Raw genomic sequence first — 23,331 nt, 5'->3', positions numbered from 1 at the left:
AGATCGCCCGTCGCAAGGCCAAGGGCAGCCGCGGCGGTCGCCCACCTGCCTTCGATCCCACCATCTACAAGGGCAGGAACGTGGTGGAACGCTTCTTCAACCGGATCAAGGAGTTCCGCGCCATCGCCACCCGCTACGACAAACTCGCTCGCAACTACCGCGCCGGCCTCGTCCTGGCCAGCACCATCATCTGCCTACGAGACCAGTTACGCGACACGCCCTAGGCTGGGCGGATCGACGAGGAGGGGCCATGAGCAACACCGAGACCGATCCGGACGTCCGCGTCTGCGAGCACGGGGCGCAGCAGCCGCCCACCCAGGTCGACACCTACCTGCCCAAGGACGTGCCCCTCGGCGGCGAGGACGCCCTCCGCGTGCGCCGCACCCTTCCGAACATGAGCCGCTCCTTCGTCGGCGCCTGGTGCTTCATCGACCACTACGGCCCCGAGGAGGGGGCGTGCATGGACGTGCCCCCGCACCCGCACACGTCGCTGCAGACGGTGTCGTGGCTGTTCAGCGGCGAGATCGAGCACCGCGACTCCGGCGGCGTGCACGCGATGGTGCGCCCGGGCGAGGTCAACCTGATGACGTCCGGCTACGGCATCGCCCACTCCGAGGTCTCGACCCACAGCCGGGCCGCGCTCCACGGCGTCCAGCTCTGGGTCGTGCTGCCTGAGCACAGCGCCGACCTGACCCGCGAGTTCCAGCACTTCGTGCCCGAGGTGGACGCCCCGGCCCCCGGCGTCCGCGCGCGCACCTTCATCGGACGCCTCGGCGACCAGCCGTCGCCCATCCACACCGAGACGCCCCTGCTCGGCTCGGAGATCGTGCTCGAACCCGGCGCCACGTGGGAGACCGCCGTCGACCCCGGCTTCGAGCACGGCGTCCTGGTCGACACGGGGCACGTCGACTTCGACGGGGTCCGGCTCGACAACGCGGTGCTCGGCGTGCGCGACGCGGGGCTGGACCACCTGCGCCTCCACAACCCGACGGACGCCCCCGCGCGCCTCATGTTGTTGGGCGGGGAGCCGTTCGACGAGGGCATCGTCATGTGGTGGAACTTCATCGGCCGCAGCCACGACGACATCCTGCGCCTGCGCACGGAGTGGAACGACGCCCCCGAGGACCGCTTCGGCCGCGTCGCCGGCTACCGCGGCACCACCGACCGGCTCAAGGCCCCGGCACTGCCGGCCGACCTGCGGCTCAAGCGGCGGTTCCGACGCGGCCGCGAGAACTGAGCGCGCGCAGCGTGGGACAAGGGGTTGTAACGACCTCATAACAAATGTTAAGGGCATTCCGCTTGTTGGGCGGGAGACCCCTTCCCATCGTCCGTTGTCACAGCGATATCTGGCCCCGGCGGGGCGACCAAGGTGGCACTTTCGTCTGGTCCTTTCGCAGGGGAGGACCCGTGCACGGGGCTGCCCAGCCCCGTTCGGGGACCCCTCCGACGGTGGGAGGATGGACCCGTCGCAACACCCCGCGACATCGTGACCCTCCACCCCCAGGAGCGACACAACAGCATCGTGCGGCCCGCCCCAGGCGGGCCGCACGAGCCGTTTCCGGGATCTCTCAGTCGCGCCGGGCCAGCGCCCGGACCGCCTCGAGCGTGTCCGCCTCGGCGGCGGTCTTGTCGTCGCGGTAGCCGACCACCCGCGCGAACCGCAGGGCCAGGCCGCCCGGGTACCGGGTGGAGCGCTGCAGCCCGTCGAAGGCGATCTCGACCACCTGCTCGGGGCGCACGTGCACGACGTGACCCTCGCGGTGGGTCTCGAGGGCGAGGAACCGCTCGGTCTGCCAGCGCAGCATCTCGTCGGTCATCCCCTTGAAGGTCTTGCCCAGCATCGTGAAGGTGCCGTCGGCGTTGCGCGCGCCCAGGTGGATGTTCGACAGCCACCCGCGGCGGCGTCCGGACCCCCACTCGACGGCCAGGACGACCAGGTCGAGCGTGTGGACCGGCTTGACCTTCACCCACCCGGACCCGCGGCGTCCGGCCTCGTAGGGGGCGTCGAGCGACTTCACCACGACGCCCTCCTGGCCCTGCGCGAGCACGTGCTCGGTGAACGCCTCGGCGACCTGCGGGAACGGCGTGATCGTGCGCTGCACCATCAGTTCGACCGGGGCCACCTCGCCGAGCCGGTCGATGCGGTCGACCAGCGGCAGGTCGAGCGACGGCTCGCCGTCGATGAGCAGGACGTCGAAGAAGAACGGCACCAGGCCGCCCGCCGCGGAGGCCGTGTCCTGGAACAGCCGTGGCCGCCCGGACGCGTCGAGCGCGAGGGCCTCGCCGTCGACGATGAGGGTCTCGGCGTCGATCCGGCGCACGGCCCGGGCGACCTCGGGCAGCCGGTCGGTGACCTCGTCGAGCGAGCGCGTGTACAGCCGCACCTCGTCGCCGCGCTTGTGGGCCTGGATCCGGATCCCGTCGAGCTTGGCCTCGATGGCGACCGGACGCCCCGGGCCCGCCTTGTCCAGCGCCTCGGCCACCGACGGCGCGGACGCCGCCAGCATCGGCTGCACCGGCGTGAAGACCCGCACGGTCACCGCGGCCAGTCCCGCCTCACCCTCGGTGAGGGCGGTGCCGGCGATCGCCGGGGCGGAGCCCGCCAGCATCGCGGCGCGTCGCACCACGGGCAGGGGCACCTCGGACGCCGCGGCGACGGCGTCGACCAGCAGGCCGGCCAGCGCTCCTTGGCGGATCGCCCCGGTCAGCAGCCCGGCCAGGTACTGCTGCTCGCGGGCGGTCGCCCGGCCGAGCAGCGCGTCGAGGGCGGTCTGGCGGGCGCCCTGCGACCCCGGCCCGGACAGGGTGGTGAGGTGCTCCAGCGCGGCGTCGACCTCGGGCAGGGTCAGCGTCGACGCGGACGCCGGGGCGGGCAGGGTGCCCAGCGACCGCCAGCCCACGCCGGTGCGGCGCTGGCGGATCGAGCCGCCGAGGTACGTCGCGGCGACCTCGGCCTCGTCGGCCCCGGCCCGGCGCAGCGCGTCGGCCAGGAGGGCGACCTTCTCCCTGCGCGAGCGGGTGGCCGCGACCTGCTCAGATGTCGCGGCCAGTTCGTCGAGGAGCACGCCTCAGAGCTCGGGGGCGCCGTCGGCGTCCTCGGGGCGGTCGACCATGGGCGGCTCGTCGTCAGTCTCGCCGTCGCCGCGGCGGCCCAGCGGGTCGGCGGTGCGGCCGGTGGGGCCCTGGGTGTCGGCGATGTCGGTGAGGTCCTCACCCGGGTGGGTGCCGTAGCGGCCGGCGGCGGCCCCGGTCAGGTTCTCGGCGAGCTCGCCCAGGGGGCCGGGTTCGTGCGTCATGGTGGGTTCCTCCTTGTCGACGGCGTGTGGCCCAGTGTGCCCGGAATGGGCAACACGCGGAACGCCCAACGCCACACACACAGGAACGGGCCCTAGCCTCGGCATCACGCAACCGATCCGAAAGTGGGACCGCACGTGCGACAGGTGACTTCCCCCGCCTGCTCGACGGCCCGCCGGGGACGCGCAACGACTGCGCTCGCCGCCGGGGCCCTCAGCATCGCCCTCCTCCTGGGCATCGCGCCGTCGGCGCCGGCCGACACCCTGACCGATCGGCAGGCCCAGCTGGCCGGCCAGATCGACCAGAAGCGCCAGGAGATCCACGAGCACACCGGTGAGCTCGCCGAGGCCACCGCCGCGCTGGAGGCGTCCCAGCAGCGGCTCGCCGACGCCCGTGCGGCGCTTGAGGCGACCCGCGCGGAGCTGGCCGGGGCCCGCGCGCTGGACGCCCAACTGGCCGCCGACCTCGACCGTGAGCGCACGGCCCTGCGCCGGGCGAAGGCCGCCACCGCGCAGGCCCGCACCCGCGTGCGTGAGCAGCAGCGCCGGATCAGCGAGGCCGCGCGCGAGGCGTACCAGAAGCAGGGCAACCTCACCGGCATCGCCGTGGTGCTCGGGGGGCGCAACCCCGCCGAGATCGGCCAGCGGCTGCAGTGGGACACCACCATCTTCGACACCAGCGCCCAGCGCATGGCCGAGCTGCGCGTCCTCGAGGACCGGCTCGCCGAGGCCGAGGCCACACAGTCCGAGATCGAGGCCCGCGTCGCCGCCGACAAGCGCAGCAGTGAGGCCAACGTCGCCCGGATTGCGGAGCTCGAGGCGGACGCCGTCCGGCAGGAGGCCGCCGTCGCCGCGCTCGTCGTGCAGGACGAGCAGGCCCGCGCCGCCGCCCAGCAGGCGCTGGACGCCGACAACGCCGAGTACCAGGCGCTGCTGGACGAGGAGAAGAAGGTCCAGGGCGAGATCGCGGCCCGGGTGGCCGACCAGCTGTCGCGCGGGGCGTCCCGCGAGGACATCGCCCAGCTCGTCGCGATGGGCGTGGTGTCCCACGACCCGAAGACCTACCCGCTGGCCAACTCGGGCCCGCAGATGATCCTCAGCCCACAGGGCTTCATCCGCCCGGTGCTGGCCCGCCCGGGCTCGCCGTTCGGCCCGCGGTTCCACCCGATCCTGAAGTACTGGCGCCCGCACAACGGCAACGACTGGGGCGCCGCCTGCGGCGTGCCGCTGTACGCGGCGCAGTCGGGCACCGTGGTGAAGGCCGGCTGGCAGGGCGGCTTCGGCAACTACGTGATCATCGACCACGGCGTCATCGGCGGGAAGTCGGTCATGACCGGTTATGCCCACCAGCAGAAGATGGTCGTGCGCGCCGGCCAGCGCGTCGAGATGGGCCAGCAGATCGGCTACGTCGGCACGACCGGCCTCTCCACCGGCTGCCACCTGCACCTGCAGGTCTACGAGAACGGGACGCCGGTCGACCCGATGCGCTACATCCCCTGACGGGTCAGCCGACGCTGGCCAGCGCCAGCGGGAGGACGGAGTCCGCCCCCGCCTGCCGCAGGAGCCGCCCGGCCACCGTCATCGTCCAGCGGGAGTCGACGAGGTCGTCGACCAGGAGCACCGGCCCCTCGAGCGAGGCGAGGCGTTCGGCCATCGTCGGCGGCACGCTGAACCGGCCCCAGAGGTCGCGCACCCGGTAGGCGGAGTTCGTCGAGCCCCGCAACCGCTCGGCGGTGGGGGAGAGCTCAAGCGGCCCCAGCAGTTCGAGCCGCCCGGCCGACGCGACGCCGGTGGCCAGCGTGTCCACCAGCCGCGGACGCCCCAGGCTCGGCACCCACGCCACCGCCACCGGGCGCTGCTCCCACTCCCAGCCGGCCAGCACGCGCAGCACCGCGCGCCCCAGCTCGGGCGGCACCTCGGCGTCGACCGGGTTGCCCTCGGCGTCGGACGCGAACAGCTCGCGCAGCCGGCCACCCCAGCCCAGGTCGGTGAGGCGGGCCACCACCCGGCCCTCGGCGACCTGCTCGCCGGGCGGGATCTTGCCCTTGAGCGGCTCGCCGTCGGCCAGCACCCCGAGCGTGTCGAGCCCCGTCGGCCACAGCGCCCGAGGGGCGACCGGGACGCCGACGTGCTCGAGCGTCTCGCGCGCGCTCTCCAGCACCGGCACCGTCACGTCGGTGGGGTACCAGGGCCCGGCGCAGGTGTCGCAGCGCCCGCAGGGGGCGGCGTGCGGGTCGTCGAGCTCGGCGGTGAGGAACGCCATCCGGCACTGCTCGCCCGGTGCGGCACGGTCCGTCCCCAGTCGCTGGTAGGCGAGCATCGCCTCCTGCTCGGCGACCCGCGCGGCGGCGACGCGCTCGTAGCGCTCGGCGTCGTACGTCCACGGTCGCCCCGTGCCGACCCAGCCGCCCTGCACGGCCTCGACGGCGCCGTCGACCGCGAGCACCTTGAGCAGCAGCTCCAGCGGCCCCCGGCGGATGTCGACGCGGGCCTCGAGGGCGGCGAGCGACAACGGCCGGTCGGCCTCGGCCAGCGCGCCGAGCACGGCGTCGGCCTTGGCTTGGGTCGGCATGGCGTTGGTGGCGAACCAGTGCCAGATGTCGCGATCCTCCACCCCGGGCAGCAACAGGACGTCGGCGCTCGGCGTCGCTCGGCCCGCGCGGCCGACCTGCTGGTAGTAGGCGACCGGCGAGCTGGGGGCGCCCAGGTGGACCACGAAGCCGAGGTCGGGCTTGTCGAAGCCCATGCCGAGGGCTGAGGTGGCCACCAGCGCCTTCACCTCGTTGCGCTTGAGCGCCTCCTCGGCCGCCTCGCGTTCGGCGGCGTCGGTGCGGCCCGTGTAGGGCAGCACCCGGTGGCCCGCCTTCGCCAGCAGGGCGGCCGCGTCCTCGGCGGCCGAGACCGTCAGGCAGTAGACGATGCCGCTGCCCGGCAGCGCGTCGAGGTGCTCGGCCAGCCACGCCAGCCGGCGGGCGGGGGTGCCGAGCTCGAGCACGCCCAGGCGCAGCGACTCCCGCGCCAGCGCGCCGCGCAGCGTGAACACCTCGTGGCCGCCGGCGGCCATCTGCTCGGCCACGTCGGCCACCACCCGCTCGTTCGCGGTCGCGGTGGTGGCCAGCACCGGGACGCCGGCCGGCAGCTCGGCGATCAGGTCGCGGATGCGCCGGTAGTCGGGCCGGAAGTCGTGGCCCCAGTCGCTGATGCAGTGGGCCTCGTCGATGACCAGCAGCCCGCACCGCTCGACCAGCGTCGGCAGCTGCTCGGCCCGGAACCTCGGGTTGACCAGCCGCTCGGGGGAGACGAAGAGGACGTCGACGTCGTCGTCGGCCACGTGCTGCTCGATCGCCCTCCACTCGGTGACGTTGGCCGAGTTGATCGCCGCTGCCCGGACGCCGGCCCGCTCGGCCGCAGCCACCTGGTCGCGCATCAGGGCCAGCAGGGGGGACACGATCAGCGCCGGCCCGGACCCCGCCCGGCGCTGCAGCAGCGCCGCGATGAAGTAGACCGCCGACTTGCCCCACCCGGTGCGCTGCACCACCAGCGCGCGCTCGTGCCGGGCGACGAGGGCCTCGATGGCCTCGAACTGGCCCGGGTGGAAGGTGGCGTCGGGACGCCCGGTCAGGTCGCGCAGCACCGCCAGCGCGTCGTCGGCGAGGGCGGGCGTCGTGGAGTGGGCCATGCCCGCCACTGTGTCACGGCCGCCCGACAGTTTCTGCACGCGTTCCCCTGTCGGGGCGTCGATCGCTCCCCTGGATTGCGGGTGGGCGACCCTCGAGTTCTTCGAGATCGGCATCGCCGATCTCCCGCTCTACAACCGCGACCTCGACGCGAACTACCCGCCCGAGGCCATCGCGCTGAAGGACGCCATCCACAGCGCGCACGCGATCCTCTTCGTGACCCCCGAGTACAACCGCTCCATCCCGGGTGCACTGAAGAACGCCATCGACTGGGCGTCGCGCCCGTGGGGCCAGAACGCCTTCGTGAACCTGCCGGCCGCCGTCATCGGCGCGTCCCCGGGCAACCTGGGCACCGCCCTGGCCCAGCACAGCCTCCGCGCGGTGCTGAGCTTCCTCAACACCCGCCAGATGACCTCGCCGGAGGCCTATGTCACCTTCGACCCGGCCGACTTCGGGCCCGACGGGCAGGTGAGCGACCGCACCCGCGACTTCCTGACCGGCTTCGTCACCGAGTTCCGCGACCACATCGAGCGCGTGCTGACGGTCCTGCCGCGGCTCTGAGATCCCGCCTCCCGACGGGCCCCGACGCACGGCGTCCGGGGCCCGTCGCCGTGGGGCGGACGACCTTCGATGACATCGGCCCGGCGCCCCACCCCTAGCCGGGATGCCATCCATGACCCGCGATGACGGGATTGTTACAACTTTCGGTGAGTTCGGTTCCATGCCTGTCGCGAGCCCCGCCGAGGCGTTACGGTGCGTCTGGCCCGCAGGGTGCGGGCCCACGACCAACGGAGGTAGTGCCCGTGACCGAACCCATCGACGACGGCCGGAAGGCCGGCCACCACGAACGCGTCGACGACGACGGCGGCCAGGTCGCCAAGTGGAAGATCATCGGCCCCGGCATCGTCGTGGCCGGCACGGGCGTGGGCGCGGCCGACATGGTCGCGACGCTGGTCGCCGGCTCCCGCTACGGCTACATGCTGCTCTGGGCCGTGCTCTTCGGCGTCATCATGAAGATCATCCTGGTCGAGGGTGCGGGTCGGTACTCGCTGGCCACCGGCTACACGATGTTCGAGGGCTGGCGCCGCCTCGGCAAGTGGACGACGTTCTACTTCGCGCCCTACATCGTCATCTGGGGCTTCGTCTACGGCGCGAGCGCGATGTCGTCGACCGCCCTGCCGCTGGCCGCGCTGTTCCCGCAGGTGCCGCTGATCGCGTTCGCCATCGCGACGGGAATCATCGGCTTCCTGCTGGTGTGGTTCAACCACTACGCGATCGTCGAGAAGGTGTCGGCCGTCCTGGTCGGCCTGATGTTCCTCACCATCGTGACCCTGGCGATCATCGCCCTGCCGAACGTCCCCGAGATGCTGGGCGGACTCCTCCCGCGCCTGCCCGACGACCCGAACGGCATCATGTACACCCTCGCGCTCGCCGGCGGCGTCGGCGGCACCATCACCCTGGCGGCCTACGGCTACTGGCTGCGTGAGAAGGGCTGGTACACGCCCAAGTGGATGCAGGTCATGCGCATCGACAACACGATGGCCTACGTCATCACCGGCATCTTCGTGGTCTCGATGCTCATCGTCGGCGCCGAGGTCGTCCGCGCGGCCGGCGTCACGCTGAGCGCCGGTGACAAGGGCCTGCTCGACCTCGAGCGCGTGCTCGAGGAGCGCTACGGCCTGTTCGTCGGCAAGGCCTTCCTCGTCGGCTTCTTCGCCGCCGCGTTGTCGTCGGTCATCGGCGTGTGGAACGGCGTCTCGCTGATGTTCGCCGACTTCATGGGTCGCATGCGCGGCCTGCCCGACGGGCACCCCGACACACGCGTGGGTGGCAAGTACTTCAAGTGGTACCTGATCTGGCTGACCTTCCCGCCGATGATCCTGCTGTTCCTCGACCAGCCGTTCGGCCTGATCATCGCCTACGGCGTGCTCGGCGCCCTGTTCATGCCCTTCATGGCCGTGGCCAACCTGGGCCTGCTCAACGGCAAGCACATCCCCGCCGAGTGGCGGAACAACTGGTGGCAGAACATCGCCCTGGGCATCACCGCGGTGCTGTTCATCATCCTCGGCGTCTACCAACTCTGGAACGCCATCACCTGACGACCGCTAGGCTCGCAGGCACGTCGACGCCGCGGGGTCCCGCTGACGGGCCCCGCGGCGTCTTCCTTGGGGAGGGGAACGCATGGCGAGGGAATCCACGGGGGCGTCCCGCGCCCTGTACCCGTTCAGCCTGCTGCGCTGGGTGATCCTGGTCACCGCGGGCACGTTCCTGGGCCTGCTCCCGCCCATCGCCGCCTACGTCGCCGCCACCCGCATCGACCTGCCCGCGTGGGCGGTCTACCCGACGGTCGCCATGGCGGGCGGCCTCCAGGGGCTGCTCATGGGGCTCGGCCAGGCCCTCGCCCTGTACTGGACGCGCGCCGCCGTGCCCCGCGCGGGGTGGACCCTGATCACCATGGCGGGCGCCCTCGTCGCCTGGTCCCTCGGCCTGTTGCCCGCGACCATGCGGGCCCTCGACGAACCCCTCGACCTCGACTCGCGCCCGGTGCTGTGGGCGACCGTCGGCGGGGCCGTCCTGCTGGTGCTCGTGGTGCCGCTGGCCCACTGGCTGGTCCTCCGCCGCGTCATGCCCGGCGCCGGCATGTGGGTCGTGGTCGAGTCGGTGGCCATCGTGGTCGCGCTGGCCGCCGTGTGGGGCTTCGGCCAGTCCGTCGACCCCACCCGCCCGCTCGACGACCTCCTCCCGCAGCTCGCCCTCGCCGGCGGCGCGGTCGCCCTCGCGTTCACGCTCGTCACCGGCCTCGGCATGCTCATGCTCGCGCCGCGCCGCGGGGAGTGAACGCGACCGTTCCCTGACTCCACGATCGCGTCCGGATCCGGACACCGTTCGCACGGAATCGCAACATTCCTCTGCCAGTGTTGGGCCCATGAGGAGCACGCGATGAGCCACCTGCTGCTGGTCGAGGACGACGCCGGCGTGGCCGAGCTGCTGGCCCTGGCGATGCGGTCGTTGGGGCACACCGTCACCGTCGCGCCCGACGGGTACGCCGGGCTGGATGCCCTGGACAAGGAGACCGTCGACGTCGTCCTGCTCGACGTGATGATGCCCGGCATCGACGGCTTCGAGACCGCCCGCCGGATGCGCGCCCGCTCCCAGGTCCCGATCGTGATGCTGACCGCGCGCTCCGACCCGGTCGACATCGTCGCCGGCCTCGAGTGCGGCGCCGACGACTACGTCACCAAGCCCGCGGAGCCGCGGGTGCTGGACGCCCGCGTGAAGGCCATCCTGCGCCGGGCCACCCCCGCCCCCGAGGACGTCGTCGTCCACCGCATCGGCGACCTCGTCCTCGACCCGGGCGCCCGCAAGCTCTCGCGCGGGGCGTCCGAGGTGCCGCTGACCCCCACCGAGTTCGACGTCCTGGCCGAGCTGGCGGACCACCGCGGCCAGGCCCTCAGCCGCCACCAGCTGCTGCAGCGCGTCTGGGGCTACGGCTACGCCGGCGACTCCCGGCTCGTCGACGCCGTCATCCAGCGCCTGCGCACCAAGGTCGAGCCCGCCCCCGCCCGGCCGACCCACATCCAGACCGTGCGCGGCGTCGGCTACCGGTTGGAGCGGCCATGACCACCCCCACCCCCACCGGACGCCGCGGGCTCAGCCTCGCCTGGCGCATCCGCCTCGCCCTGGTCGCCCTCGTGGCGCTCACCTGCGCGGTCCTGACCGGGGTCGCCACCACCACGCTGCAGCAGTCGAACGAGGGCCGGCTGCGGTCCATGGTCACGAGCGACCTCCTGGCCGACACCGACGCGGTCGGGAAGACCGCGATGGCCCACCCCGAGATCCGGGACACCGTCGCGCTGGTGGTGGCCGTGGAGTGGCCCAACACGACCGTCAGCACCCACCGCCTGCTCCTGTGGGTCGACCGGAACACCGAGGACTTCGGCACCGCCGTCGAGTACGCGGTCGTGAACGAGGGTGGCTTCACCGCGAAGGCGGCGCGCTGTGCCGGCCCGGGCGTGTTCGAGCAGTTCACGACGACGACGTACTCCGCCGGCAGCAGCACGCACTGGACGACCGCCTGTGACGACCAGGTGCTCGGCTTCTCCTACTACTCCACCGGCGAGCAGGCCGGCGGGTGGCTGCTCGTGCACGGGCTCGACCGCGCGCTGGCCGGGGACCCGGTGCCCGACCTCGCCCGCACCCTGCTGCTCGCCTCCGCGGTCGCCCTGGTGGCCACGCTGCTCGTGGCCGGCTGGCTCACCGAGCTGATCAGCCGGCCGCTCGCCCGGGCGCGGGAGATGGCCGACGAGGTGGCGTCCGGTGACCTGGGGGTGCGCCTGCCGGTCGAGGGCGCCGACGAGGTGGCCGGCATGTCGGCTGCGGTCAACACCATGGCCGACCGCCTGACCGCCCAGATCGACGACCTCGCGCGCGCCAACCAGGTGCAGCGCCGCTTCGTCGCCGACGTCGCCCACGAGCTCCGCACCCCGACCGCGGCGCTGCTCGCCTCGGCCGAGTCGCTGGCCCACCCGGAGACCCGCGACGAGGCGTCCGGGCTGGTCATCCCGCAACTGCGGCGCCTGGCCGGCCTCACCGAGGACCTCCTCGAGATCTCCCGCATGGACGCCGGCCGCGCGGCCGTGGTGCCCAGCCAGGTCGACCTCGTCGACCTGGTCCGCGAGGTGGTCGACGAGACCGGACGCCCCGTTGACGTCGCGCTCTCGGCCCCGGCCGAGCTGCCGGTCGAGCTGGACCCCGCCCGCACCCGCGTGGTCGTGCGCAACCTCGTGGCCAACGCCCTGCAGCACGGTGCCCCGCCGGTCACCGTGCGGGTGGGCGAGGCCGTGGGGGAGGCGGTCGTGTCCGTCACCGACGCCGGCCCGGGGGTGCCGCCCGACCTGCGCGAGCGCGTGTTCGACCGGTTCACCCGCGGCGACGAGGCCCGGCACGGCGCCTCGACCGGCCTGGGGCTGGCCATCGCCCGCGAGAACGCCCGCCTGCTCGGCGGCACGCTCGGCCTGGGCGCCGACGGGACCACCTTCACCCTGAGGCTGCCCGCCACAAGGGGCCACGCCACGTAGCAAACGTGGGACGGACCTGCAAGAAAGCGCTTACCACGGCAGGATGGGGGTGTGGTCCCCCTCCGCACCCGCCTCGACTCGGCGCTGACCCGTTGGTTCGCGACGAGCACCCTGTCGTACCGGCAGGTGGGCGCACTGGTGGGGCCGCTCGTGCTCAGCCAGGCGTGGATCGTCGGGCAGGGCGTGCTGAACCCGGTGCTGGTCGCCCCGGTGGGCCAGTCCGCCATCAACGCGGTGAGCACGGTGGACTACCTCAACATGCTGTGCGCCAGCGTCCTGATGGCGGTCGCCGCCGCGGGCTCGGTGCTGGCGGCGCAGCACGTGGGCGCCTCGTCGCTGCGGTCAGGTGGCGCCGACCACGGCGAGGGCGTCCGGAGGGCCGCCGTGGGCACGGTCTGGACCGCCACCCTGGTGGGGCTGGCGATCGCGGTCCCGCTGGCGCTCGCGCACGGCGCGGTGCTCGACGTTCTGCTGGGCCCACTCGGCCCCGACGCCGTGGCCCTGGGCCGCGTCTACCTGCTCGCGGCCGCGCTGTCGTACCCGGCGTTCGGGGCCGTGGAGGGTGCGGCGGCCGTCCTGCGCGGCACCGCACGCACGCGCGCCGCCCTCAACATCACCCTGGTGATGCACGGCGGCTACGTCGTCCTCGCACTCCTGCTCGTCCTCGGCGCCGGGCAGGGCGTGGCCGGGCTGGCCTGGGCCATCGTCGCCTCCCGCTGGGTGGCCGTCGTGTTCGCGCTCGCCCAGCTGCGTCGCCACGGACTGGTCGGGGGCGGGGCGTCCGCCTGGCTGCCGCGCCTCGACCTGCTGAGCCGCATCGCCGTGCTGAGCGTGCCCTTCGTGATCGAGATGGCCTTCTTCAACGGCGGCAAGCTGCTCGCCCAGTGGTTCGTGGTCGGCATGGGCCCGGGGCACGTGACCGTCAACGCGATCATGGTGTCGCTGACGATGTTCGCCGAGATCGTCGCGTTCTCGATGAGCCTCGCGCTGGTCCCGCTCGTGGGCCAGGCCGTCGGCGCCGGGCGCTTCGACGAGGCGCGTCGGCTCGTCCGGTCGTTCGTCGTGGCCTCCGCGGTCGTGCTCGTGGTCACCTGCCTGCTGATGCTGGCCGTGTTCGACCCGCTGCTGGACCTCTACCGGGCCCCGGAGGACCTCCGCGGGATCGCGACGCTGGTGTTCGTCATCACGCTGGTCGGCCGGGTCACCGGCGCCTGGTCGCTGTCGTTCCTCGTGCCCGCCGCCCTGCGCGCGGCCGGGGACGCCTCCTTCGCCACCCTCGTCACCAGCGTCTCGATGGTGCTGCGCGTGCTGGGCATCTGGGTGTTCGGCGTCCTCCTGGGCGGCGGGGTCGTGGCCGTCTGGACGGTGATGGTCTCGGAGTGGCCGCTGCGCGGGATCATCTTCGGGTGGCGCTTCCGCACCGGCGCGTGGGAGCGCAAGCGCTGGGTCGACGTGGCGGGCTGAGGCCCGGAGCCCCGTCGACTAGGATTGTCACCCACCACGCGAGGCGAGGGGAGCGGCCATGGTCGAGGTGAACGTCGCGATGATCGCGGTCGACGCCGAGGGCAGCCCGGTGCTGCTGCTCCGGCCGGTCGACGAGGCCGAGGCCGGTGTGATGCTGCCGATCTGGATCGGCCCGATGGAGACCGCGGCCATCATGGTGGCCTCCGGCATGACGGACGCCCCCGAGCGCCCGCTCACCTACGACCTGATGGTGCGGCTGCTGGTCGCCCTGGGCGGCAGCGTCCGGCGCGTCGAGGTGACCGCGCTGGTCGAGGGCACGTTCCACGCGACCCTCACCCTGCTGACCCCCGAGGGCGAGCGCCCGATCGACGCGCGTCCCTCCGACTCGATCGCGCTCGCGCTGCGCGTGGGCGCGCCCATCTTCGTGGCCGACGAGGTCATGGCCGAGGCCGCGATCCCCGACGTCACCCACGACGCCGGCCAGACGCTCGCCGAGTTCACCGACTTCATCGAGCAGGTCGAGCCCGACGACTTCCGCAACTGAGGCGGCTTCCTCAGCCGGTCGCCTTCGTGATCAGCTCGACCATCTTCTTCCGCACCGCCGGGGTCACCTTCGTCACCGCGAACCCGGTGGCCCACAGGTCACCGTCGTCGAGCGCGGCGTTGTCGTTGAACCCGAGCGTGGAGTAGCGCGTCCCGAACTTGCCGGCCGGCTGCACGAACACGAGCACGGCCCCGTCCCGCTCCCACGCGGGCATGCCGTACCAGGTGCGCGCCGCCAGGTCGGGGGCGACCTCGGTCACGATCGTGTGCACCGTCGCGGCGATCTCCTGGTCGGGACCCTCCAGCTCGGCGACCTTGTCCAGGAGCGCCTGCAGGTTGTCGGCCTTCTTCTTGCCGCCCTTCTCGGCGCGCAGCTCGGCCGCGCGCCCCTTCATCGCCTCGCGTTCGGCCTCGGAGAAGCCGCCGTCCTTCTTCGCCATCCGCCGATGGTGTCACCGGCGCGGGGTCAGCACCAGCCCCGGTCCGCGAGCCAGCGTTCGGCCAGATCGGTCCACTGGGCGACCTCGGGCTCCTCGTCGGCCAGGCCGAGCCCGTGGCGTCCGGACCGGAACACATGCCCCTCGAACGGCACCCCGGCCACGGCCAGCGAGGTCATCAGGGACAGCGCGTGCAGGGCCGGGACTGTCGCGTCGTCGCTGGTGGTCCAGATGAACAGGTCGGGGAGCTCCTCCTCCTCGGGCGGGGTCACCCGGGTGGCGACCGACAGGGCGGCGCGCACCTCCTCGGGGGCGTCCTCGCCGAGCAGGTTGTCGGCCGAGTCGGTGTGCAGGTTCGGCAGCCGGCCGAGCATCGTCTCGCGCAGGTCGGTGACCGGGTAGGCCAGCAGCGCGGCGTCCGGACGCCCCGCGAACGTCAGCGGGTCGGCCCCGGGCACGTCGGGGGAGTCGGTCGCCAGCAGCGCGGCCAGGTGCCCCCCGGCCGAGAAGCCGAGGACGCCGACGCGGCGACGGTCCACGGGCAGGGGCGTGCCGCCCGTCCGGAGCGCCCGCAGGGCCGCGCGTGCGTCGTGCAGCGGACGCGGCCACACGTGGTACCCGACCGCGTAGTGCAGCACGGCGGCGTGCAGGCCGAGTTCGTTCAGCCACGCCGCGACCGGCGCCCCCTCGTGGGCGGCGAGGTGGTGGTACCCGCCGCCCGGGACCACGAGGACCGTGGGTGCCGTCGCGTCCCCGGCGGGGTGGAACGTCCAGTCGAGAGCCATGGCAGTCATCCTGCCGTGGCGTCCAAGGCCTGGGCGAGGTCGGCCCAGAGGTCCTCGACGTCCTCCAGGCCGACCGACAGGCGCACGAGCGACTCGGGCACGGTGGCGGGTTCCGACGGGATCCGCCGCCGTCGTTCCAGGAGCGACTCCACCCCGCCGAGGCTGGTCCCGGGCGTCCACAACCGCACGGCGCGGGTGAGGGCGTCCGCCGCCGCGCGGTCGGCCAGCTCGATCGCCAGCATCGCGCCGAACCCGCGCATCGTACGCGCGGCCACGGCGTGGCCGGGGTCGTCGGGCAGGCCCGGGTAGCGCACCCGCACCACCGCCGGGTGGGACGCCAGCCGCCCGGCCAGCACCCCTGCCGTGGCCTGGGCGCGCTCGAGGCGCACCGGCAGGGTCCGGACGCCGCGCAGCGCCAGCCACGCCTCGAACGGCCCCGGGATCGCCCCGAGCACCTCCCGCTGGTGCCGGATGGCTGCCAGCAGCTCCTCGTCGCGGGCGACCAGCACGCCGAGCACCACGTCGGAGTGCCCGGAGATGTACTTCGTCGCCGAGTGCATGACCACGTCGGCCCCGTCGGCGAGCGGGTTCTGCAGCAGCGGGGTGGCGAAGGTGTTGTCGACGCTCACGGGCACGCCCGCCCTCCGGGCGGCCGCGTACAGGGCCGGCAGGTCGGCCACCTCGATCAGGGGGTTCGTCGGCGACTCCACGTGCAGCCACGCCGCGCCGGGCAGGGCCGCCCGCACGGCGTCCGTGTCGGCCACGTCGACCTCGACCAGCTCGACGTCGCCCGCCTCCGCCCGCTCGCGGGCCAGGGCGAGCATCGTGTTGTAGCTCGTCGCCCCCATGACGAGGCGCCCGCCCCGCGGCACCAGCGAGAACAGCGCGGCGCCGGCCGCCATGCCCGACGCGAACGCGATCGCGCCCCCCGGCGCACCCTCGAGCCCGCCGACGACCTCCTCGAACGCGGCCCAGGTGGCGTTGGCGTAGCGCCCGTAGAGGGGCAGGTCGGGGTCGATGTCGCCGGGCTGCACGTAGGTGCTGGTCAGCTCGATGCCGGGGCTGACGGGGGAGCCCGGGGTCCGGCCGGGACGTCCGCCGACGACGGCGAACGTGGCGGGGGAGAGGTGCTGGGACGAGGCCATGGCCCATTCCACCACGCCGCCCGCCCGGCCGAGCGGACCACGATGGTCGGGTGATGGGCGACAATGGGGCATGCCCGTCGAGGTGAAGCGTGCCGGCAGCCGTGTCGACGAGCGGCTCGACTGGCTGCACGCGTGGCACTGCCTGACCGGACCCGCCTACGGCCTCATCCACCCCGGCCTCGCCCAGCGCATGACCGCCGGCGCGGGGATCCTCCACTCCGAGCGCAACGACTCCTGGGTCCTCGACGGGCCGCGCCACGAGCGTGACGTCGAGATGGTGCAGATGTGGGTCGTCCCGGACGCCGCGGGCGTCACCCCGTCCTACGAGCAGCTCGACATCTCCACCGAGCTGGACGCCGGCGGCCTCGTGCTCGTCGCCTCGGGGGTGCCCGGGCACGAGGACGACGCCGCGATCCGGATCCGGAACCGGTAGGCGACCCTGTGGGCAGCGACTCCAGCCCGGGGCGTCCGTGCACCTGCCCGCCGCGCCGTGGGTGCACCTGTACGTCCCGCGTGGGTCGGTCGACGTCGAGGGCGTGGGCCTGCTGTCCACCGGTGACGCGGCCCGCTGCACCGACGAGCCGGGGCGCCGCGTGACCGCGCGCGAGGCGTCCGAGGTGCTGGTCTGGGAGATGCTCACCAGCCTCTGAGCACCGCCCGCGCACCGTTCCCGTGTTGCGTGATCGTTGCACGCCGTAACACGGCTGTCGCGTGACGTGCGTCCGCGTGAAACACCGATGTCCTGTGATGTACCCGGCGCCCCACGAGGGGCGGAACAGACATGAGAACCGCTGCGGCGGTCCAGGAGAAAGGTCCGGGGAGATGGAAACTGAAGCGATGTGGGGGGTGGCATCCCAGGTCTGGGTGATGGTCTCTGCGGCCCTCGTCCTGCTGATGACGCCGGGTCTGGCGTTCTTCTACGGCGGGCTGTCGCGAGCCCGTTCGGCGATCAACATGATGATGATGAGCTTCGGCGCGATGGGGCTCGTCGCGGTGGTGTGGGTCCTGTGGGGCTACTCGATGAGCGGCGGCGGCACCAGCATCGCCGGCATCGTGGCCGACCCGATCACCGCCTTCGGCCTGCAGGGCCTGTCCGGTGAGGACCTGGTCGGCGTCGGCTACGGCTCGACCTTCGCGATCATCACGGTCGCCCTCATCTCGGGTGCGGTGGCCGACCGCGCCCGCTTCAAGGCGTGGATGGTCTTCGTCCCGCTCTGGGTCACCCTCGTCTACGCCCCGCTGGCCTACATGGTCTGGGGTGGCGGCCTGCTCGGTGCCGACGGTGCGATCGGTTCGGTCGTCGGTGAGGCCCTCGACTTCGCCGGTGGCCTCGTGGTGCACATGGCGGCCGGTCTGGCCGCGCTCGTCCTGGCCATGATGATCGGACGCCGCGCCGGCTTCGCGCCGTCGCTGCACAAGCCGCACAACGTCCCCTTCGTGATGCTGGGCGCCGCGCTGCTGTGGTTCGGGTGGTTCGGCTTCAACGGTGGCGCCGCGGGCTCCATCGCCGAGGGCGGCCTGATCTGGGTCAACACCCTCGTCGCACCGGGTGCCGCCCTGGTGGCCTGGCTGTTCGCCGAGCAGCTGCGTGACGGTCGCATGACCTCGGTCGGCGCCGCCTCGGGCATCGTGGCCGGCCTGGTCGCGATCACCCCGGCCTGTGCGTTCGTCACCCCGCTGGGTGCCCTCGCCATCGGTGCGGTCGCCGGTGCGATCTGCTGCTTCGCCGTCAACGTCAAGTTCAAGCTCGGCATCGACGACTCGCTCGACGTGGTCGGCCTGCACTTCGTCGCCGGCCTCTGGGGCACCCTCGCCATCGGCCTGCTGGCCGTGGCGCAGGAGGACGGCCGCGCGGGCCTCCTCTACGGCGGCGGGTTCTCGATCATCACCTCGCAGGTCGTGGCCGTGCTGGTCACCACCGTGTACACCGTGGCCGTGACCGCGCTGATCGCCTTCGCGATCCACAAGACCATGGGCTTCCGCATCGCGCCGGAGGACGAGGTCGGCGGCATTGACCTCTCGGAGCACCGCGAGTCCGCCTACGACCTCGAGGTGGCGCTGGCCTACACCGGTGCGACCGACGAGGCCGGGGAGCTCGAGAAGCACTGACCACCCACCCCAACCGACACGGGCCCCGCCTCCTGCTGGAGGCGGGGCCCGATGTCGTTCGCGGGGTTTCGCCGCGGCGAAGCGGGAGGCACGCCGAGGGCTTGGGTTTTTCACGCCGAGGGCCTGGGTTCTTCGCGCCGAGGGCTTGGGTTGTCAGAGGTCCTCGGCGACGCGCCCGTCGTCGCTGACCCGCTCGACGTCATGGATGTCGGCGTGGCCCTCGTCGACGTTGCCGCGGCCGTAGTTCTTCGGCTCGCCACCCGCGACCTGGTCGGCGGGGTCGGCGGTGGGGGAGACGTCGCCCTGGACGTCCTCGGGCGTCTCCAGGTTCTGGACCTCGGACACCTCGCGCTCGGCATCGGACATGGCAGCTCCTCTCGTCGCCCGATGGGCCACGGTGGCCACCGGGACCCCCACAGTAGCCGCTGACTAGCGGCGATGGGGAGGGGGCGGGGTCAGCGAGGCACGAACACGAAGGTGCCGGTCAATCCCTCGTCGATCGCCTGCAGGATGCCGGCCGCGACGTCCTCGCGGGTGATGCGCCCGGTGGGGGCGCCCACCTCGGCCTCGGCGGTGGGGACGAGCCGCACGTCGTCGGCGCGGGGATCGTCACTCAGGCCGCCGGGCCGCACCGACGCCCAGTCCAGCCCCGCGTGCGCGACCAGCCCCTCCTGGGTCTCGTGGTCGGCCAGCGCGACGCCGAGCGCGACCTTGGCGATCGTCCGCACCGGCTCCTTCATCAGCCGCAGGGAGTCGCCCACCCCGAGCGAGGAGTGCACGACCACCCGCCGCAGGCCCACCCGGCGCATGGCCGCGACGACGGACGCCGTCACCCGGGTCCGCAGCCGGCTGCGGTCGAAGCCGGGGGAGCCCACCGTGATGACCACGGCGTCCGCGCCCCTGAGGACCTCGTCGAGGTCGGCCGAGCGGGTGGCGTCCAGCTTCACGTCGGTCAGGCCGTCGACGGGCATGCCCCAGCCCCGACGCGAGATGCTGACCACCTCGTCGCCCCGGGCCAGTGCCTGCCGGACCACGCAGGCCCCCGTCCCGTCGTTCCCGCCGAACACCACGATGCGCATGGAGCCATTCAACCAGCGCGGGCGCGGGCAGGTGCCCTGACGAGAGGGCCACCCCGCGCGGGAGGCGTGAACTCCGGGTGCCCGTCGTCGTCGATGCGCACGGTCCAGCGGGTGGCAGGCGCGCCGCGGTCCTGGAACCGCAGCGGCTCGACCGTCCCGTGGTGGTGGGCGCACAGCAGCACGAGGTTCGAGAGCGCCGTTTCGCCGCCGGCCCACCAAGGGAGGATGTGGTGGGCCTCACAGCAGGTGGCCCGGACCCGGCAGCCGGGGAAGGCGCAGCCCTGGTCGCGCGCCTCCAGCGCGCGCCGGATGGCGGGCGTGACGAGGCGCTGCTCGCGGCCCACGTCCAGGGGCTGGCTGGCCGAGCCCAGGACGATCGGGAGGATGGCCGCGTCGCACGCGAGGCGGCGCAGCTCGCCTGCCGTGACCTGCTCGCCGCCGGCCAGGACGCCGCTCTGCTCGGCGTGCACGCGCAGTGAGTCGTAGGACAGCGTCACCACGACCGTCGGTCTGGCCGGTGCCGTGCGCCCAGCCGGGGTCTGCGCCGTGCCGGCGACGAGCGCGATGAGTCCGTCGGCGGTGCGCTGGGCGGACGTGCGCACGCCGGCCTCGTCGTGGCGATCGGCGGCTTGTTCCTGCGCGCGCCGATTGCTGAGCGCGTGCGCGTCGATCAGGCGCTTGAAGGCCTCCCCCTCCAGCGTGGGCAACTGCCCACGGATCACGAGGCTGCCCCGGCCATCGGGGCTGAACACGAGCGAACGAGCTGCCCATGCCTGCTTGCGTTGGGTGTCGAGGCGGGACAGCTCGTCCTCGGCCGCGTCCACCTCGGGAGCCACCTGCTCGAGTACGGCGCGGGTCTGCCGGGCGAGGTCCTTGGCGTCGACGAGGTGGGCCTTGTCGAGGAGGATCTGCTCGGCCTGTGCCCGCTGGTCGCGGCTCAGGGTGGCCGGCAACTCGCCCAGCACCCGGTCGATCGACCGCGCCTGCGCCACCGACACGGTGCCCGAGAGCGCGGCGTCCGCCACCCGCGGATGGGCGGCGATCTCCTGCCCCGAGTAGACCCACGACGCGGCCTCGCCGGCGGTGACCTGCGACGACACCGCGAGGAGCGACCGGATGCTCGTCCCCCGCACGGTCTCGGCGGCCTTGGCTCGATCCGCCTCGGCGACGAGCACGGCCCGCAGCGCCTCCACCTGACGCCCCAGGGCCACCACGTCGGCCACCAGCGCCAGTCGCGCTTCCGCGCCCAGCCGCCGACGGGCGGGGTGGTCGATCGAGGCCAGCAGCGACCGCGCCTGCGACAGGGCCGCGGCGGTCGGGGTGCTGGTCTCGTCCATGCCCCGACGCTACGCCCCTGCGCGCTCTGAATGGGACGTAGGAGCGAATCTGTGGAGAACTGGATGAACTTGTCCACAAGGACCCGAACCCCTTGACACGCCCGACATCACACGTGGGGGCGAGCGCGGTGGTGGAGGGCGTCCGAGCGGTCTCTGTGGGCGGACGCGAGCAGCCGCAGGAGGGTCTCGCGCGCGCCAGAAGTTCAGCACCCGGAACCGCTAGGCCCGCAAGAGGTGGCGACGGATCAGGGCACCTCGACCGGCGGAACCATCGCGGCGGGGGCGGGGTCCAGAGCGAGCACGTCCACCTCGATCACCGACGGGCGCGGCTTCTTCAACGCCTTCTTCAAGGCCTTGTCGAACGCCTCGGGGTCACCCACGAGCGTGTGGCGCAGGCCGAACGCCCGGGCGAGCCGGCCGAAGTCGGGCGTGGCCAGGTCGACGCCGTGGCGCGGGTCGCCGGCCGCGGCCTGCATGTTGCGCAGCACCCCGTAGCCGCCGTCGTTGAACACCACGAGCACGACGTGCGGCTTCTCACCGGCCAGCACGGCCAGCTCGCCCAGGTGCACCGCGAGCCCGCCGTCGCCGACCATCGCGAGCACGGGAACCTCGGGGCGCGCGACCGCGGCGCCGACCGCCATCGCCAGCCCCTGCCCGATGCCGCCGCCCGCGGCGAACACGTTGTCGGTGGCGTCGTGCACGGCCAGCAGCCGGTTGCCCCACGAGCTGCCGGGGATCGTCACGTCCCGCACGATGGGCGAGTGCCGTGGCAGCCGCTTCCGCAGCGCGTCGCAGATCGGCGCGTACGCCCCGATCGCGCCCTTCAGGTTCTTCCGTGCGGATGCCGCGGCCTCGGCCACGCGGCCGGTCCAGTCCGGGTCGATGGCGATCTCGCCGAGCGCCTCGACCAGCGCCGGTACGGCGACAGTGGCGTCCGCCTGCACCCCCACCGTGACCGGGAAGTTCCGGCCCAGGGCGTCGGCGTCCAGATCGATCTGAACGTGCGTTGCCGGCAGCGGCAGGTCGCCGTTGCGGGTCTCGCTGGGGCGCAGGTGGCTGCCGATCGTGAGCAGGCAGTCGGCCTCGGCGATGAGCTCGGCGACCGCCTCGTCGGAGGCGAAGTTGCCGATGACGAGGGGGTGGTCCTCGGCGACGGAGCCGCGGCCGTTCGTCCCGGTCAGCACGCCGGCGCCCCACACCTCGGCGAGCACGGTCAGGGGAGGGCCGACGCGGCGGGCGCCGCCGCCGGCCCAGATCAGGGGCCGCGCCGCCTCGCGCAGCACCTTGGCCGCGCGCTCGACGTCGCGCTGGGCACCGGTGCGGACGGCCGGCTCGCGCTCGTCCACCTTGTTCTGGGCGTCGGGATCGGCGGTGTACTGCAGGTCGATCGGCCAGTCGACGCTGACCGGCCCGTGAGGTGCGGTGTCGAGCAGCCGCACGGCGTCGGTGAGCACCGCCCGCGCCTGGCGGGCGGTCTGGATCCGCATCGCGTGCTGGGAGACGGCCTGCAGCATCGCCAGCTGGCGCGGCACCTCGTGGTAGGCGCCGGTGTGTTCGCCGATCAGGTTCGCGTTGACGTTGCCGGTGACGTGCAGCACCCGGCTGCCCGCGGTCAGCGCCTCGAGCATCGACCCGGCCGCGTTGCCCGCGCCGGTGCCGGTGGAGGTGAGGGCGACGCCGATGCGCCCGGTCGTGCGGGCGTAGGCGTCGGCGGCGTTGATCACGGCGGCCTCGTGGCGCATCGGGACGAACCGCAGCTCGCGGTCGACCGCCTGCACCAGCGGCAGGTTGTGGATGCTGATCACCCCGAACGCGACGTCGACGCCGGCGTCCTTCATCACCTGCACGAGGATGTCGCCCCCGTTCGGGCCCTCGCTGCCCAGGGACTCGGCGGGGACCTCGTGGCCCTCGGTGGACGTGTGCATGGCTGCCTTGTCGTTCACCCTCGCCACCCTAGGTGCCCCTGACAAGCGGGGTCATCACCCGAAAGGGCCCCAAGGAGGGGATCAGCGGTCGCGCTGCTCCCGCAGGCGCTCCTGCTCGGTGACGACCTCGCGGTGGGTCTCCCGCTCGCGGACGAGCCACTCGGGCGGGTCGGCGAGCAGCGCGCCGACCTGGTCGGCGTCCAGCGGCTCGGTCATGCGGGCGCGCGCCAGGCCCGACTTCGAGACGCCCAGCTTGGCGGCCACCACGTCGCGCGGGAACGGGCCGTTGCGGCGCAGGTCGACCAGCCACTGCGGCGGGTCCTCGCGCAGGGCGTCCAGCTCGGCACGGGTGATCGGCGTCGTCCGGAACTCCTCGGGCGCCGCGCCCAGCAGGATGCCGAGCTTGCTGGCCGCCGTCGCGGGCTTCATGGTTTGGCTCACGAGCGCAGCCTAACCGGC

General features: G+C 73.2%; 24 protein-coding genes. 13 read left to right on the top strand and 11 right to left on the bottom strand.

The window, feature by feature from the left end; translation table 11 throughout:
* Both H5397_RS13680 and H5397_RS13675 read left to right on the top strand, forming a co-directional pair.
* Positions 1 to 224, top strand: a 224-nt coding sequence (locus H5397_RS13680) for a transposase (RefSeq protein ID WP_182814264.1), incomplete at its 5' end; no start/stop codon positions are given.
* 26 nt (positions 225 to 250) lie between these two features.
* Positions 251 to 1,237, top strand: coding sequence for a pirin family protein (locus H5397_RS13675; protein WP_182818103.1), 987 nt, complete (start codon positions 251 to 253; stop codon positions 1,235 to 1,237).
* A 331-nt stretch (positions 1,238 to 1,568) separates the two neighbouring features.
* Here H5397_RS13675 and H5397_RS13670 read toward each other — a convergent pair whose 3' ends face one another.
* Positions 1,569 to 3,065 (bottom strand): ATP-dependent DNA ligase, encoded by a 1,497-nt coding sequence (locus tag H5397_RS13670; protein ID WP_182818102.1) that lies wholly within the window; start codon positions 3,063 to 3,065, stop codon positions 1,569 to 1,571.
* A 3-nt stretch (positions 3,066 to 3,068) separates the two neighbouring features.
* Positions 3,069 to 3,296 (bottom strand): hypothetical protein, encoded by a 228-nt coding sequence (locus tag H5397_RS13665; RefSeq protein ID WP_182818101.1) that lies wholly within the window; start codon positions 3,294 to 3,296, stop codon positions 3,069 to 3,071.
* Between the two features lie 144 nt (positions 3,297 to 3,440).
* Here H5397_RS13665 and H5397_RS18925 point away from each other — a divergent pair, with 144 nt between their 5' ends.
* The gene (locus tag H5397_RS18925; RefSeq protein ID WP_182818100.1) at positions 3,441 to 4,793 is read left to right on the top strand and encodes a M23 family metallopeptidase; all 1,353 of its coding nucleotides are present in this window, start codon (positions 3,441 to 3,443) and stop codon (positions 4,791 to 4,793) included.
* A gap of 4 nt (positions 4,794 to 4,797) precedes the next feature.
* Here the strand turns inward: H5397_RS18925 and H5397_RS13655 are convergent, their stop codons facing one another.
* On the bottom strand, positions 4,798 to 6,972 hold the full coding sequence (locus tag H5397_RS13655; RefSeq protein WP_182818098.1) for an ATP-dependent DNA helicase RecQ: 2,175 nt from the start codon (positions 6,970 to 6,972) through the stop codon (positions 4,798 to 4,800).
* Here H5397_RS13655 and H5397_RS13650 point away from each other — a divergent pair.
* From H5397_RS13650 to H5397_RS13620, 7 genes are all read left to right on the top strand, one after another.
* Positions 6,971 to 7,531, top strand: a complete 561-nt coding sequence (locus tag H5397_RS13650) for an NADPH-dependent FMN reductase (RefSeq protein ID WP_182818097.1) — start codon at positions 6,971 to 6,973, stop codon at positions 7,529 to 7,531. The two genes, H5397_RS13655 and H5397_RS13650, sit on opposite strands and share 2 nt — an antisense overlap.
* A 242-nt stretch (positions 7,532 to 7,773) precedes the next feature.
* Positions 7,774 to 9,069: an Nramp family divalent metal transporter gene (locus H5397_RS13645; RefSeq protein WP_243760851.1), complete on the top strand. Its 1,296-nt coding sequence runs from the start codon at positions 7,774 to 7,776 to the stop codon at positions 9,067 to 9,069.
* A gap of 82 nt (positions 9,070 to 9,151) precedes the next feature.
* Positions 9,152 to 9,808: a hypothetical protein gene (locus H5397_RS13640; protein ID WP_182818094.1), complete on the top strand. Its 657-nt coding sequence runs from the start codon at positions 9,152 to 9,154 to the stop codon at positions 9,806 to 9,808.
* A gap of 102 nt (positions 9,809 to 9,910) precedes the next feature.
* The gene (locus tag H5397_RS13635) at positions 9,911 to 10,591 is read left to right on the top strand and encodes a response regulator transcription factor (RefSeq protein WP_182818093.1); all 681 of its coding nucleotides are present in this window, start codon (positions 9,911 to 9,913) and stop codon (positions 10,589 to 10,591) included.
* On the top strand, positions 10,588 to 12,048 hold the full coding sequence (locus H5397_RS13630; protein WP_182818092.1) for a HAMP domain-containing sensor histidine kinase: 1,461 nt from the start codon (positions 10,588 to 10,590) through the stop codon (positions 12,046 to 12,048). The genes H5397_RS13635 and H5397_RS13630 overlap by 4 nt, the downstream gene beginning before the upstream one ends.
* A gap of 51 nt (positions 12,049 to 12,099) precedes the next feature.
* Positions 12,100 to 13,512, top strand: coding sequence for an MATE family efflux transporter (locus H5397_RS13625; RefSeq protein WP_182818090.1), 1,413 nt, complete (start codon positions 12,100 to 12,102; stop codon positions 13,510 to 13,512).
* 58 nt (positions 13,513 to 13,570) lie between these two features.
* Positions 13,571 to 14,056 (top strand): bifunctional nuclease family protein, encoded by a 486-nt coding sequence (locus H5397_RS13620; protein WP_182818089.1) that lies wholly within the window; start codon positions 13,571 to 13,573, stop codon positions 14,054 to 14,056.
* A 10-nt stretch (positions 14,057 to 14,066) separates the two neighbouring features.
* Here H5397_RS13620 and H5397_RS13615 read toward each other — a convergent pair whose 3' ends face one another.
* From H5397_RS13615 to H5397_RS13605, 3 genes are read right to left on the bottom strand one after another with little or no spacing between them, the layout of a single operon-like run.
* A complete protein-coding gene (locus H5397_RS13615; RefSeq protein WP_182818088.1) occupies positions 14,067 to 14,495 on the bottom strand; it encodes an iron chaperone in 429 nt (142 codons plus the stop codon).
* A gap of 26 nt (positions 14,496 to 14,521) precedes the next feature.
* Positions 14,522 to 15,277: an alpha/beta hydrolase gene (locus H5397_RS13610; RefSeq protein ID WP_182818086.1), complete on the bottom strand. Its 756-nt coding sequence runs from the start codon at positions 15,275 to 15,277 to the stop codon at positions 14,522 to 14,524.
* A gap of 5 nt (positions 15,278 to 15,282) precedes the next feature.
* Positions 15,283 to 16,422 (bottom strand): PLP-dependent aspartate aminotransferase family protein, encoded by a 1,140-nt coding sequence (locus H5397_RS13605; protein ID WP_182818085.1) that lies wholly within the window; start codon positions 16,420 to 16,422, stop codon positions 15,283 to 15,285.
* 70 nt (positions 16,423 to 16,492) lie between these two features.
* On the opposite strand from H5397_RS13605, the gene H5397_RS18440 reads away from it, so the two are divergent.
* The 3 genes from H5397_RS18440 to H5397_RS13595 all read left to right on the top strand — a co-directional run bounded on the left by H5397_RS18440 (position 16,493) and on the right by H5397_RS13595 (position 18,531).
* Positions 16,493 to 16,855, top strand: coding sequence for a pirin family protein (locus H5397_RS18440; RefSeq protein ID WP_255438924.1), 363 nt, complete (start codon positions 16,493 to 16,495; stop codon positions 16,853 to 16,855).
* A 37-nt stretch (positions 16,856 to 16,892) separates the two neighbouring features.
* Positions 16,893 to 17,072, top strand: coding sequence for a hypothetical protein (locus tag H5397_RS18435; RefSeq protein ID WP_255438923.1), 180 nt, complete (start codon positions 16,893 to 16,895; stop codon positions 17,070 to 17,072).
* Positions 17,073 to 17,244: 172 nt separating this feature from the next.
* Positions 17,245 to 18,531, top strand: a complete 1,287-nt coding sequence (locus H5397_RS13595) for an ammonium transporter (RefSeq protein WP_255438922.1) — start codon at positions 17,245 to 17,247, stop codon at positions 18,529 to 18,531.
* Between the two features lie 153 nt (positions 18,532 to 18,684).
* On the opposite strand, the gene H5397_RS13590 is transcribed toward H5397_RS13595, so the two are convergent.
* The 5 genes from H5397_RS13590 to H5397_RS13570 all read right to left on the bottom strand — a co-directional run bounded on the left by H5397_RS13590 (position 18,685) and on the right by H5397_RS13570 (position 23,313).
* Complete coding sequence (locus H5397_RS13590; protein ID WP_182818084.1) at positions 18,685 to 18,897, bottom strand: hypothetical protein; 213 nt, start codon at positions 18,895 to 18,897, stop codon at positions 18,685 to 18,687.
* 89 nt (positions 18,898 to 18,986) lie between these two features.
* Positions 18,987 to 19,610, bottom strand: coding sequence for an NAD(P)-dependent oxidoreductase (locus H5397_RS13585; RefSeq protein WP_182818083.1), 624 nt, complete (start codon positions 19,608 to 19,610; stop codon positions 18,987 to 18,989).
* A gap of 8 nt (positions 19,611 to 19,618) precedes the next feature.
* Entirely contained in the window at positions 19,619 to 20,947 is a 1,329-nt protein-coding gene (locus H5397_RS13580; protein ID WP_182818082.1) for an HNH endonuclease signature motif containing protein, read from the bottom strand.
* Between the two features lie 245 nt (positions 20,948 to 21,192).
* Positions 21,193 to 22,890 carry a thiamine pyrophosphate-binding protein gene (locus H5397_RS13575; RefSeq protein ID WP_220492285.1) on the bottom strand — a complete coding sequence of 566 codons (1,698 nt, stop codon included), beginning with the start codon at positions 22,888 to 22,890 and terminating at the stop codon, positions 21,193 to 21,195.
* Between the two features lie 63 nt (positions 22,891 to 22,953).
* The gene (locus H5397_RS13570; protein WP_309224376.1) at positions 22,954 to 23,313 is read right to left on the bottom strand and encodes a DUF5997 family protein; all 360 of its coding nucleotides are present in this window, start codon (positions 23,311 to 23,313) and stop codon (positions 22,954 to 22,956) included.
* Positions 23,314 to 23,331 lie beyond the last annotated feature (18 nt).

Origin of the sequence: Propioniciclava sp. MC1683 (assembly GCF_014164675.1) — a bacterium.
Lineage (GTDB): Bacteria > Actinomycetota > Actinomycetes > Propionibacteriales > Propionibacteriaceae > Propioniciclava.
The sequence above is the reverse complement of the archived record's forward strand: the minus strand, read 5'-3'. Positions and strand labels throughout refer to the sequence as shown.